Raw genomic sequence first — 12672 nt, 5'->3', positions numbered from 1 at the left:
TAATTTTTGATGACAGGGAAAGCCATTCCTGTTTGTTTTTGATTAGTGCATAAATGGCTGTTAATAAAAGATAAGTCAAAAGGGAAGGTGTTATAATAAAAAAGCCGGTATAAATTTTGAATTTTATGTATGTAAAAATTACTGCAGCAGGGAAAATAATGACAAATACAGCTGCAAGAATAATTACCGGAAAAGCTTTTTTAATTTTTAATGATAATATGGCTAAAATAAGGCAGAGTAAAACGGCAAGTGAAAAAGACAACAGAGGAGAAAGAAAATCAACGAAATCATCATTATAAATCATGTGTGCAAGAACATAGGCTGTGAGTGATTCCGGTAATTTTGAATCAACTGGAGAACTTATAAAATCTGAAAGGGTATCAGCTGTAACTGCGAATACGCAAAATGAGCCGTTTATTTTGGAAATGAGATTTTTACGTTCTGCTTCAAGATTGTTAAAAAGAGTTTTACAGGTTTTGAATGAATTACATATTATTTCACGGTATTCTTCATCACCAGTTTCTTCTATGAGGATTTTTTCCTGTTTTCCTGAAAGATATGAGTTAATAAGCTTATAAAATTTTTCTTTCAGATAAATATAATCTTTTAGGCCTGGTTTATTTTTCAGGCTTTCGGCAGTTTCATAAATATCCAGCGGATTTTCGGAATTCAATTCACCGAACAGTCCTCTTTTGGACATAAGTTTTAAATAGCTGTAAAAAACTTCTTCGCTTTTTTTGTAATTGTAAAGTTCTAAAACAGAAACAGTGTTCCAGTTTTTGTATGAAGTTTGTGGATATTTTAGAAGAACTGACCCATCGTAAATGCGTGGAATTGATTTATCTGCAAATTTAATTGAGAAATTATCAATCTGCAGATTTGAATTGTCAAAGTTTTCTAGAAGAGAAGCAAAAACTGAATCAGCGTAATACTGTCTGCCTTTTTTATAAATTAAATGAACTTTCTGCTGAGGTGTGAGTGGATTGTAGTTTTCAGGAGTTTTTGAGTCTTCATTCAGATTGTTTTGATTTGGTAAAACAATTTTTAATCCGAATAAAGATGTTTCTCTCTGTGCATTAATCTGAGTTTTTAATGTCTGGGGAAATATTTTTGAAAAGCTTTTATTGTAGCCGAAGTCTTTTATGTGGCCTGTTGAGCCTAATTCTCTTGAAGCAATAACAGCATCTTCTATGATTGAGTTTGAAGCAAAGGGTGAAGAAAATTTTTGAACAAAGTCTTTGTCAATGGAAATTAATGTTAATGGAACTTTTTCTTCTGGTGATTTTATAAACTTCTGTAAAAATAAAGAAAAGCGTATGTCATTTCTGGTGAACAAAAAGACAGACGCTATTCCTAATGATGCCGTAAGGCTGAGTAAGATAAAAACTTTTTTCATGTTTAAATTTTCGGTGAAATATTAAACATGAATTACACTAATTTTGTTGCTTCGTGACTGCCTTTTAAGTCTTCGCCCAGGTCTTTTTCGGCTTTTTCAACATGACCGATTTTGTAGGCTTTGAGAGGAGCGGCTCCAGCCTTTGTATATGGTTCTGTCTGGAAGCTGTCTGCCTTTTCGTTGAAACGGGCAATGATTGCATCTGCATCGCTTGCTTTGACTGCAAGAATGAAGCCGATACCCATATTAAAGGTGCCCCAGACGCCTTCAGAATCTGCACCACGGCGGATAAGTTCGTTAAAAATTGCCGGCTTTTCCCATGAATCTTTTTTGATTACAGAAACAAGATTTTTGCCTTTTGCGTACATGCGCGGAACATTTTCGTAGAAGCCGCCGCCAGTAATATGAACCATGCCGTGAATGCTTTCACCAAATACATTGAGAACATCCATAACAGGGCGGACATAAATGCGGGTCGGTGTGAGAAGTACTTCACCTATTTTTTTACCGTTGAAGTCTTCGCTAAAATCAGAAACAAGTTTTCGGACGAGAGAATAGCCGTTTGAGTGACAGCCGGTCGAAGAAAGACCGATTAAGATGTCGCCGGCTTCGATTTTTTGACCTGTAATCATTTTTTCTTTTTCGCCGACACCAACACCAAAGCCGGCAAGATCGTATTTTCCTTCGTCGTAGAAACCAGGCATTTCAGCAGTTTCACCGCCGAGAAGGGCACAGCCAGTATCAACGCAGCCGTCTGCAACACCCTTTACCAGCTCACCGGCAACCTTTGCGTCAAGTTTTCCGCATGCAACATAGTCGAGGAAGAAAGAAGTCTGAACGCCTGAGCAGAGAATGTCATTTACGCTCATTGCTACACAGTCAATTCCGACTGTGTCGTATTTTCCCATCTGGAAAGCGATGTCGAGTTTTGTACCAACACCGTCAGTGCCTGAAACCATGACAGGATTTTTAAGTCCTTTTGGAATTTCGAACATACCGTTAAAACTTCCCAGATCACTTAAAAGACCAGGAATGCGGGTTCGTTTTGCATGAACTTTGTATTCGTTTACGGCATTGTAGCCTTCTTCAACATCAACGCCAGAATCTTTGTAATTTACAGCCATTGTTTACTCCAAAAGGAAATTTTTTTGTTATTATACTGAATTAGTCATTCTCCACGCAATACATGGAAAATTGTGCTTAAAAATGCAGACTTATAATTCTACGTCAAGACCGCCTGCTTTTGCGTCATCAGCAAGTTTTTTTCGGAAAGCAAGCAGCTTTTCTTTTAATTCAGGATATTTGATGGAAAGAATTTGTACTGCCAGATAAGCTGCATTTTTTGCTGAGTTGATACCAACTGTTGCAACTGGAATCTGTGGAGGCATTTGTACAATGGAGAGAAGTGCGTCCATACCTCCTAAGCCGTTTGATTTTCCAGGGGCGATACATTCGAGTGGAACACCGATTACCGGAAGTGTTGTAGCTCCTGCGATTACGCCGGGAAGTGCAGCAGCTAAGCCAGCGCCAGCAATAATTACTTCACAGCCGTCCTGCTCTACCTGTTTGACAGTTTCGTGAAGTAAAGCGCCGGCACGGTGAGCCGAAAGAATGTACGCTTTATAATCAACGCCGAATTCGCGCAGAATATCGGCAGCCTTTTTCATTGTCTCTGTGTCTGATTTTGAACCGAAGAAAATTGCAACTTTCATAGATACCTCGCTGAAAGAGAATATCAAAAAAAAGGAAAATGTAAAACAGAAAAGTTAAAAAAAGTTTTCTTTAACAGGCTTTCCGTCAATTGTATAAAGTTTTACTTTTAATTTTCCGTTTCCATCTTCTTCGATGATTCCGCAGGTTTTTCCGTCAGCACATTTTGGAAGTGAAATGGACCCTGGATTAAAATAAAAATTTCCGTTTTCTTCTTCCATTTCGGTGATGTGAGTGTGACCTGAGATTACGAGTGTGCCTTTCGGAAGCCATTCTGTAAGTTCTTTGCGTGAATAGAGGTGTCCGTGATGAATAAAAATACGGCGGATTGCTGATGATGCAGGGACTGTGATTGTTGTATATGCATTCAAACATGGAAAAGAAAGCATCATCTGATCTACTTCTGAATCACAGTTCCCGCGTACACAGATGATTTTTTCTTTATGTGCATTTAACAGTTCTGCTGTTTTTTTTGTATCCCAGCCTTCCGGAAGCGGGTTACGGGGCCCGTGATTGAGATAGTCACCGCAGAGAATCAGCGCATCACAGTCCTTTTCAAATGTGGCAAGAACAGTTTCAAGTGAGGATGCGCTTCCATGAATGTCAGAAATGACAAGAAATTTCATATTGCCTGTTTACATTTTATTTAAGAACGGAACAAGCACAAGATTCATTGCATCTTTTAAGACAGCAAGAGTTGCTTTTGCAAGTGTCAATCGGGCAGCTTTTAAATCTGCGTCTTCTGCGCTCATAATCGGGCACTGCTGGTAGAATTTTGAGAACAGTTTTGCAAGATCATAAAGATAATTTGCTACGACAGAAGGATCTCTGTTTTCGGCGGCACGGGCAACTGTTTCAGGATATTCACCAAGACGCTTAATTAAATCCCATTCTTCCGCAGTTTTAAGTGCCTCTGAGGCATATTCAACAGTTGCAGGAAGAGAACCTTCACTTTCTGCCTTCCGCAAAATTGAAGCAATGCGCGCTCCCATGTACTGCAGATAAGGACCTGTATTTCCATTAAAGCTCAAAGATTCTTCAGGATTGAAAACCATATCTTTGACTGGAGAAACCTGAAGAAGATAGTAGTGAAGGGCTGCAAGTGCAACTTTTTCTGCAACTTCGTCAGCGTTTCCAAGTTCATCTTCACGACCTTTTTCTTTAATTGCGGCCAGTGCATCTGCATGGAGGGAGTCGATTAAATCATCCGCATCGACAACGGTGCCTTCACGGCTTTTCATTCTGCCGCTTGGAAGATTTACCAGACCGTATGCAAGGTGATAGAGTTTATTTGCCCAGTCGAAGCCCAGCTTTTTGAGTATGTAGAAAAGCACTTTGAAGTGGAAATTCTGTTCTGTGGCAACGACATAAATGAGTTCGTTAAAAGCCCAGTCTGAATGACGGCTGATTGCTGTTCCGATATCCTGTGTGATGTAAACTGAAGTACCATCCTTTCGAAGCAGAACTTTTTCGTGATCTTCGCCGTCTTTGCCTTTGCCGACGGCTTCTGTAACATCGACACGAACTGAGCCGTCTTCAGCTTTGAAGAAAACACCTTTTTCAAGACCTTTCTGGATTTCATCCTTACCTTTGAGATAAGTTTCGCTTTCAAAATAGAACTGATCGAAGGAAACGCCTGTGCGTTTATAGGTTTCCATAACTCCGTTGAATGTCCAGTCGTTCATCATTTTCCAGAGTTTATGTGTTTCGGCATCTCCTGCTTCCCATTTGCGGAGCATTTCTTCTGCCATTTCCTGTGCTTCCGGGTGAGCTGTTTCCGGTTTATCCTTTTCACCTTTTAAATAGCGGTCAAATTCAACATAGCACTGACCAACAAAATGATCGCCTTTCATTCCAAGACTTTCCGGAGTGTCACCGTTTTTCTCGTGGAAGAGTTTGTATGCAAGCATTGATTTGCAGATGTGAATGCCGCGGTTATTGATTAAATCGACTTTGTAAACTTCAGCTCCTGCCTTTGATAAAATCCGGCTTACTGATTCGCCAAGAGCATCGTTCCTCATGTGACCTAAATGAAGCGGCTTGTTTGTGTTAGGTGAAGAAAATTCAATCATTATTTTGCGGTCTGCCATAGGAACTGTGCCGTTTGAACTGATTGTTCCGTAATTTTTGCCTTCTGTTTCAATTTTTGAAAGAATTGACTTTATAGCACCTGCTTTATCCATTTTGAGATTGACATAAGGACCTACTGCCAGGATTTCACCGATGGAACTTGTATTTCTGCTGTTTATTTCGGCTGCCTTAGAAGCAATTTCCTGAGCAATCTGCGGTGGAGCTATCCGGAGAGTTTTTGCGAACATAAACATTGGTGAACCGATATCGCCCATTTGTGGATTTGGAGAATCCTGTACAACAATTTTTTCTGCTGTGACTTTTTCTGCTTCAAGTCCCTTTCCTTCAATAAAACTGTTGATTGCGCCTGCCAAAATATTTTTGAATTCTGTCTTTACATCTGCCATAGAAATTTCTCTTCACTAAAAAAGATTTTTACTGTATTATAAAAAAACTACATGAATTTTGCTAGTAGAGTGAGTTTTTTAATAATATCTTTGTTTTTTGGCTGTCAAACTGGAGGGATTGTCCCAGGAAACAATTGGAGTTCTACCGTGGATACAAAAGTAATTGACCAGTACATCGATGATTTAATGACAAAATCAACCGCCGAAATTCCTGTCTGGAATATCGAAAAAGCAAGGGCGGGGTCTAAATCAGGCTGGGATTACATTGACGGCTGTATGATAATGGCTCTTCTTGAGCTCTACGACACAAGTAAAGACGAAAAATTCCTTAAATTTGCTGATTATTACGAAGATTACCGCATTCAGGATGATGGAACAATCGACGGATTTTCAAAAGATGACTGGAATATTGATTCAATCAACGGTGGTAAAAATCTTTTCCCTCTCTATTCACTTACAAAAAAGCAGAAATATCGCCTTGCACTTGAAAAAATTTACGAACAGGTAAAAGGTCAGCCGCGAACTTCAGAAGGAAATTTCTGGCACAAAGATATTTATCCTCATCAGGTCTGGCTTGACGGTCTTTACATGGGACTGCCGTTTTACATGGAATATACAGCAACATTCGAGAACGGTAAAAATAAAGATGACATTTACAGCCAGTTCTTTAATGTTGAAAAACTTATGAAGGATTCTGAAACAGGGCTTTACTATCATTGTTATGATTCATCAAAAAATTCTTTCTGGTGCGATAAAAATACCGGATTATGTCAGAATTTCTGGCTTCGTGCGCTTGGCTGGTTCAGCATGGCAATGCTTGACACTTTAAATCACGCTCCAGATAAAGGCAGTGAAAACTGGAATCATTTAAAACAGATGTTTATCAATCTTCAGGACGCAATGCTGAAAATTCAGGATGAAAGCGGAATGTGGTATCAGCTTCCGGCTCTTTCTGAAGTTGAGGGTAATTATCTTGAAACTTCTGGAACTTCAATTTTTGCATATTCGCTTCTTAAAGGCCTTCGGACAGAAATTTTAACAGGAACACCGAATGAAGCTGAATACAGAAAAGCCGGAATTAAAGCATTTGAAGGAATCTGCGAAAAATACCTTAAAACTGAAAACGGTGAACTGAGTCTAGGTGGAATTTGTCTGGTTGCAGGTCTTGGTCCGGAAAAGAACCGCCGTCGTGATGGAACTGTCGCTTATTATCTGAGTGAACCGGTTGTCAAAGATGATGCAAAAGGTGTCGGACCGTTCATTCTGGCATACAATGAATATAAATTAATTCAGAAATAGCAGAAAGCTGCCTGAACGCACATTGAGCGGCTCCGTTCGTCTGAAGATATTTCTGCCGGAAGGAAAGCCGCCTGTCTTCTGAAGGATCCGAAAATATTCTGACCATTGGAAAATTTTGTGCAGCAGGTGCAGTCTTCTGCAATCACTATGTTTTCTTCACGGATTCCTGCCTGCTTTAAAACAAAAATATTTGCTTCAGTGAGCGAAAGACGGTAAGGAAAGCGTTCAATCAGTTCTTTGTCTTTTGAGTCTGCAGGATTTTCTGCTTTTTTAATGCAGTTTTCACCGAAATTTTCTGTAAAATAATCAGCTCTTTCTTTGTCTACATAATAGCAGCAGCTTCCAATATGTGGACCGATTGCGGCTGAGATGTTTTCCGGTTTTGAGTCAAATGCTTCCTGCATTTTTTTTACGCCTTCTTCTGCGATGCCTGTTCCTTTCCAGCCTGAGTGAAATGCACCTGCCGCTTTTATTTTATGATCGTATAAGAAAACCGGAACGCAGTCAGCAACAGTGACTGTGGGAACAAGAAGCGGATTTTTTGTGATGATTCCGTCCCCCTGTAAGTCTTTTGTATCAGTTTCATGCTCTGCAAGGAAAACTTTTTTTGAGTGAATGAGTTCAAGCGGAACTGTGCGAAGTTTACAGTCACATTCGCCTTTGCTGCTGGAACAGTTTCCGCTACAGACAGGCTTTTTCAGTTCATTTAGAATTGTTTTGAGAGTGTTTCTGCGGTTTTCATTTGATTCATTCCATCGGAACCGCATTGACCCGGCTGTTAGAAGTGTCATTCCCCAGCGGGCGTGCTTTTCTGATTCTGAAATAAGCGGTATCCCGTCGAAATAAAAGGGGTGTGTGAAATATTTTGTGTTCTGTAAAGAAGATTTTTCAAGTTCTTCTTTAAATGAAACTGTGTTTATCATTAAATTTTTGTCTTCTGAATGTCGATGGATTCAAGATTTTTAATCATATCAAGAGCTGAAACAAAAGTAGTGTAGGTTTTTTCTAGCTGAATGACATAATCTTCTTCATTTTTGGAATTTAATTTGTTAAGATTTGTAATTGTTTCGTATTTCGGTTCTTTTGATTTTCCCAAAATTCCTGCAAGAACGCGGTTTATGGTTCTTGTGGCTTCTCCGAACTGATGCAGCATTGTAGCGACATCAGATTCAATTTTACGAACCATTTGTTCAGCTTTTGTCTGAATCTGCAGTGTTTTAAGGTGCTCTTCTTTAAGCTTGTTCATAACCATGCCCAATTCACCGTTTGGAGAAAGATTGCGTAATAATCCCTGCAGTGAAATTGATAATGATATGAGTGTATTGAAAGATTCATAAAGCTGTGTTTGATTTTCTTTTCTTTTGAATGAACCTTCTGTCTGCAGCTTTTTTAATACAAGTTCTGACTTTAAGAACCCTTCTTTCATAAACCAGTTTAAAAAACCTGCTGTAAGTTCATATCTGAAATGTATGCCGCCCCAAATTTCTGCCCATGGCCGGAAATCAAGCAATGGGAATTCATCTAATCCGAAATTATTTTTCAGATTTGACTTAAGGAATTCTTTTTTACATTCTTTTTCCCAGACAGCCCATTTCTGTTCAAAAAGTTTTTTCCAGGAATTTTTGAATCTAACAAACCAGTCTTCACCACCGGAAATAAACGGAAGCTGCCACTGAAAATCATTATGAACAATACAGCCGAGTGAGCGGACCGGAATATTTCTGATAAAAGTGGTTAAAAGCTGTACGCTGGAGTGTGCCTTTTCCAGAAAAACGGATGCTTCCTGATTTGCTTCGTCTGTATCCTGAATTTTCCGCTCTTTGAGTGAGAAAACATGAAGTGCTTCCAGAAGTTCATCTGAGATTTCAAGATTATTGCATAAAATTCTGCCCATCTGATCGAAATCTTCTGAAAATCTGTCAAAAGGGCAGGTAAACTGATTATTTGCTGAGGATGTAAACAGTGTCAAAAATTTTGTGAATGGAATTCTTGTAAAATGTCTGAGCCATTCTGCGGTTTTAACGGCCATATACATTTTGGCTTTTTGTGATGAGTCGATGTTTTCGAACAAATCTTCCATTTTGCGCAAAAGCGAAACCCTGTATTCGGATTTTGCTTCTTTATCTTTTGCATTTTTTTTTGGATCAGTATTTTCTTCGATTTCGGCTGTAAGTTCTGGAATTACGAAAGAACTTAATAAAACATAGAAATCTCCGTCACTGTTTTCGACTGGCGACATATAGGGTCTGAAAAATGATGCACATGACTTTAGTTCTGTAAGTTCATTGTAGAATGCATCCAGAAAGAGCCCGCGTCTGTAATCGATTATTCCCGGATAATTACGTTCAACATTGCGTGATATTAAAAAGATTTTATGTTCGTTGTAAAGAGTTTCGATGTTTGTATTTGTTAAAACTGATTTTAACCAGATATAAAAACGGAAAAGAAAGGTTTCTTTTTTGATTTGAATTTGAATCGGCTCGTCATTCATTGGCAAATCTTCATCTACAGACGAGATTATTTCTTCTTGATTTGAGATTTTCATTCTTTCAAGAATACTCTGACGCTCTTCATCTGAGATTCCGGTTGCCATTCGTGAAAAAGAATCCTGCGTTTCCATAGCGCTATTCTATATGAAAAACATTCTAATAACAAGCAAAATTAAACTGTTAAATTTTTGCCGCCCTGTTCTGTAACGCCAGATCTGCAAGAACAATTGCCGTCATAGCTTCGATTACAGGAATGATTCTCGGGCAAAGGCAGACATCGTGTCTTCCTTCAATTACTAAATCACTGTCTGTAAAAAGTCCTGCTTCGTCTACAGAAATTGTCTTCTGGCTTTGAAAAATGCTTGGAACAGGTTTTACGGCCACGCGGAAGAAAATATCGTTTCCGTTTGAAATCCCGCCCGTGATTCCTCCGGCATTATTGCTTTCAAAAATTACATTTCCGTCTGCAGCAGTACGCATATTGTCATTATTCCGGCTTCCTGTTGAATCACTTGCGGCAAATCCTGCTCCGAATTCAATTCCCTTTACAGCTCCAATACTTACAACTGCTTTAGCAAGTTCTGCATCCAGTTTACCGAAAACCGGTTCTCCCCAGCCGGCAGGAAGACCTGTAACCCGGCATGCAATTATTCCGCCTGCACTGTCTTTATTAGCTCTGATTTCTTCGATTTTTGCGTTCATTTTTTCAGCAGCTTCGTTATCTGGTGCTCGAAGGGCATTCTGTTCAATTTCAGAAAAATCGACTTTATTAATAGAAATGCCGGCTGCCCGTTCTGTCCAGGCCGTGATTTTTATGTTGCACAGATTTTCAAGAATCTGCAGTGCGACAGAGCCTGCTGCGACTCTGGCTGCCGTTTCGCGTCCGCTTGATCTGCCACCGCCACGATAGTCACGGAAACCGTATTTTTCAAAAAAGGCAAAATCAGCATGTCCCGGCCTGAAAGTTGAGGCAAGGTTTCCATAGTCTTTTGAATGCTGGCTTGTATTTCTGATGACAATTCCAATCGGTGTGCCTTCGCTTTTTCCTTCAAAAATCCCGCTTAAAATTTCGGCTTTATCGTCTTCTTTTCTTGCTGTGACAGAAGCGTTGTTCTTTCCGCCGAAATTCTGCCCCGGCTTTCGTCTGTCTAATGCCTGCTGGATGCGGTTTTCGTCAATTTTAATTCCGGCAGGAACTCCGTCTATAACACAGCCAAGACCTGCTCCATGACTTTCACCAAATGTTGTAACTTTAAAAATTGTTCCGATTGTATTCTGTGCCATGGAAATAATTATATCAGATTGTCAGAAGTTTTTCATCTCCCTTCTGATAAATACAATTGCTACAATGCCTGCAGTAAGGCCTGTGAGGGCGTTTGAAATGCACATTGCCATGCCAACACCAGAGATGCCGACTGTCTGTGAAAGAGAAGGAATTTTCATAAAAATCAGTAAAACCGGGATCCTGTAAACGAAAAGACGTGCGATATTTAAAATCATGCTGATTTTTGTTTTTCCAAAGCCGTATAAAAGTCCCATGACGCTTGAATTAACAGCGATGAGGATTGTATCAAGCCTTTCCCATTTGTAAATCAGATCTATTTCGCCGGCAAAATCTGCGTTTCCTTTAGCAAAGGCACCTATTATAGTCAGACGGAAAATGCCGGTAAGAATGAAAAATATTACAACATAGCTCATTGTAAGAATGAGTGTACGGTAAAAAAATGAAATTGCACGGCGGACATTTTTGTTTCCGAGATTATTTGAAACCAGGCTTGATTCTGCTTCCTGAAAGCCTGAAATCGGGTTAGTAGCAAGTCCGCAGATTCTGTCGCTTACACCTAATGCACCTACGACAGTTGTTCCCATTGTTGCACAAAGCGAATTGACGAGCGTTTTTCCGAATGCAAAAATAAATTTTTCAAGAAAGACAGGAATACTTAAGTTTGCAAGTGGTGCTAAAAAAAACTTTTTAAACTGGCAGGCTTTTATGCTTAATCTGAAAGGATTTTTCTTTGAAGTCAGGTTTATAAGCGCGATTACTGTGAGGGTAAAGTGCGCAGTTATTGTGGCAAGCGGAAGAAAATAAATGCCGTTTTCACGGGCGAAAAAACCATGTTCAATCAGCCGGATTGTGGTAATATTAAGGGAAGTTTTAATGAAGAGAACCAGCAGATTTCCCCACATGATGATTTTTGTGCTTCCGCGCGATTTTTGTACAGCAAAGAAAATTATGTTTATAAACTGAAAAAGCGTACCTGCTACAACTAAATCAGAATAAATTGTTCCCTGAGCAAGAAGTTCTTCCGGCATTTTTAGAAGGCTTAAAAGCGGGTACATCAGAGGCACGATAATTGCAAAAATGGCAAGACCTGTAAAGACTGCAAGAAAAAAAAGTGTGGATATCTGGCTTTTTACTTTTTCCATGTCGCCTGAACCGAAAGAACGGGCAATCATTACACCACCGCCGATAGAAAGGGCAGAAGAAACAGCCATTATCATTTTTTCAAGCTGATTTACAAAACTTACAGTAGAAATTGTGCCTGCGCTCATGCTTGAAGCAATAAAAGTATCAATCAGCTGAAAAATCTGTCCCACACAGGCATAAAAAACAAGAGGCAAAGAAATTGTCAGAATAGCCTTAAGCTGATTTCCCGAAAGCATGAGATTTCTGCGTAAATTTTCTTTTTCTGAGAGAAGCGGTCTGTTTTCTATATTCTTTGTGGTATTTTCCATGTAATTATATTTTATAAGGCACATAGATTAAAATCTGTACAAATTTTTGCATTTTTTAGTATTTTTATGCACTTTTTGATATTTTGAAGTATACTTTCTTTATGATGCAGAATGAAATTTTTGAGAAGGATTCTGATTTTCGTTTTTCCTCTGATGAACTGGGGTTTACTTTTATAAAAAAAACGAAGGCGCTAACAAATCCCCGCAGACATTTCCATCCATGGTGGGAAATTCTTTACATAATCAGTGGAGAGCGTACTTTTTTTTACGGAAACAAGACCGTTCAGGCTAAAGCCGGTACTTTTTTGATTGTTGCACCGGGAGTTTTGCACAGGGCTATTAATCCTGAAGGAGAAACCTGCTCTCTTTATAATATTTTTAATGAAAGTCACAGTGATTTTGTTCTCAGAAAAAATCATTTTGATGAAATAAATTCGATTCTCTCAACTTTAGAGCCGTTTATCCAGCTTGATGAAAAAGAAATTGAGACAATGAATATTCTTTTTCAAAGACTGACCGTAGAACTTTCAGAAAAGAAAAATAACTTTGAACTGATTTCCCGTGC

General features: G+C 39.1%; 11 protein-coding genes. 2 read left to right on the top strand and 9 right to left on the bottom strand.

Annotation, left to right across the window (positions count from 1 at the left end):
* The 5 genes from ACKI5B_RS12165 to argS form a co-directional block, all read right to left on the bottom strand.
* Nucleotides 1-1396: energy-coupling factor transporter transmembrane component T family protein (locus tag ACKI5B_RS12165; RefSeq protein ID WP_407429141.1), on the bottom strand; the 1396-nt coding region annotated here is incomplete at its 3' end.
* 32 nt (nt 1397-1428) lie between these two features.
* The gene (gene purM, locus ACKI5B_RS12160; protein WP_407429139.1) at nt 1429-2520 is read right to left on the bottom strand and encodes a phosphoribosylformylglycinamidine cyclo-ligase; all 1092 of its coding nucleotides are present in this window, start codon (nt 2518-2520) and stop codon (nt 1429-1431) included.
* Nucleotides 2521-2610: 90 nt separating this feature from the next.
* Complete coding sequence (gene purE, locus ACKI5B_RS12155) at nt 2611-3108, bottom strand: 5-(carboxyamino)imidazole ribonucleotide mutase (RefSeq protein ID WP_407429137.1); 498 nt, start codon at nt 3106-3108, stop codon at nt 2611-2613.
* A 54-nt stretch (nt 3109-3162) separates the two neighbouring features.
* The gene (gene yfcE, locus ACKI5B_RS12150; protein ID WP_407429135.1) at nt 3163-3732 is read right to left on the bottom strand and encodes a phosphodiesterase; all 570 of its coding nucleotides are present in this window, start codon (nt 3730-3732) and stop codon (nt 3163-3165) included.
* Nucleotides 3733-3741: 9 nt separating this feature from the next.
* Complete coding sequence (argS, locus tag ACKI5B_RS12145; RefSeq protein ID WP_407429133.1) at nt 3742-5583, bottom strand: arginine--tRNA ligase; 1842 nt, start codon at nt 5581-5583, stop codon at nt 3742-3744.
* 147 nt (nt 5584-5730) lie between these two features.
* On the opposite strand from argS, the gene ACKI5B_RS12140 reads away from it, so the two are divergent.
* Nucleotides 5731-6882: a glycoside hydrolase family 88/105 protein gene (locus tag ACKI5B_RS12140; RefSeq protein ID WP_407429131.1), complete on the top strand. Its 1152-nt coding sequence runs from the start codon at nt 5731-5733 to the stop codon at nt 6880-6882.
* Here ACKI5B_RS12140 and ACKI5B_RS12135 read toward each other — a convergent pair.
* Genes ACKI5B_RS12135 through ACKI5B_RS12120 form a run of 4 tightly spaced genes read right to left on the bottom strand, consistent with a single transcriptional unit; the run spans nt 6873 to nt 12107 of the window.
* Nucleotides 6873-7805, bottom strand: a complete 933-nt coding sequence (locus ACKI5B_RS12135) for a purine nucleoside phosphorylase YfiH/LACC1 family protein (RefSeq protein WP_407429129.1) — start codon at nt 7803-7805, stop codon at nt 6873-6875. The two genes, ACKI5B_RS12140 and ACKI5B_RS12135, sit on opposite strands and share 10 nt — an antisense overlap.
* Nucleotides 7805-9502 carry a DUF5312 family protein gene (locus ACKI5B_RS12130; RefSeq protein ID WP_407429127.1) on the bottom strand — a complete coding sequence of 566 codons (1698 nt, stop codon included), beginning with the start codon at nt 9500-9502 and terminating at the stop codon, nt 7805-7807. The genes ACKI5B_RS12135 and ACKI5B_RS12130 overlap by 1 nt, the downstream gene beginning before the upstream one ends.
* 49 nt (nt 9503-9551) lie before the next feature.
* Nucleotides 9552-10655 (bottom strand): chorismate synthase, encoded by a 1104-nt coding sequence (gene aroC / locus ACKI5B_RS12125; protein ID WP_407429125.1) that lies wholly within the window; start codon nt 10653-10655, stop codon nt 9552-9554.
* A 21-nt stretch (nt 10656-10676) separates the two neighbouring features.
* Nucleotides 10677-12107 (bottom strand): MATE family efflux transporter, encoded by a 1431-nt coding sequence (locus ACKI5B_RS12120; protein WP_407429123.1) that lies wholly within the window; start codon nt 12105-12107, stop codon nt 10677-10679.
* Nucleotides 12108-12208: 101 nt separating this feature from the next.
* On the opposite strand from ACKI5B_RS12120, the gene ACKI5B_RS12115 reads away from it, so the two are divergent.
* Nucleotides 12209-12672: cupin domain-containing protein (locus tag ACKI5B_RS12115; RefSeq protein ID WP_407429121.1), on the top strand; the 464-nt coding region annotated here is incomplete at its 3' end.

This window comes from Treponema sp. (assembly GCF_045657965.1).
Lineage (GTDB): Bacteria > Spirochaetota > Spirochaetia > Treponematales > Treponemataceae > Treponema_D.
The sequence above is the reverse complement of the archived record's forward strand: the minus strand, read 5'-3'. Positions and strand labels throughout refer to the sequence as shown.

Coding starts and splice junctions, on each gene's coding strand:
- purM (WP_407429139.1), bottom strand. CDS start 2,520: ATGGCTGTAAATTACAAAGATTCTGGCGTTGATGTTGAAGAAGGCTAC.
- purE (WP_407429137.1), bottom strand. CDS start 3,108: ATGAAAGTTGCAATTTTCTTCGGTTCAAAATCAGACACAGAGACAATG.
- yfcE (WP_407429135.1), bottom strand. CDS start 3,732: ATGAAATTTCTTGTCATTTCTGACATTCATGGAAGCGCATCCTCACTT.
- argS (WP_407429133.1), bottom strand. CDS start 5,583: ATGGCAGATGTAAAGACAGAATTCAAAAATATTTTGGCAGGCGCAATC.
- ACKI5B_RS12135 (WP_407429129.1), bottom strand. CDS start 7,805: ATGATAAACACAGTTTCATTTAAAGAAGAACTTGAAAAATCTTCTTTA.
- ACKI5B_RS12130 (WP_407429127.1), bottom strand. CDS start 9,502: ATGGAAACGCAGGATTCTTTTTCACGAATGGCAACCGGAATCTCAGAT.
- aroC (WP_407429125.1), bottom strand. CDS start 10,655: ATGGCACAGAATACAATCGGAACAATTTTTAAAGTTACAACATTTGGT.
- ACKI5B_RS12120 (WP_407429123.1), bottom strand. CDS start 12,107: ATGGAAAATACCACAAAGAATATAGAAAACAGACCGCTTCTCTCAGAA.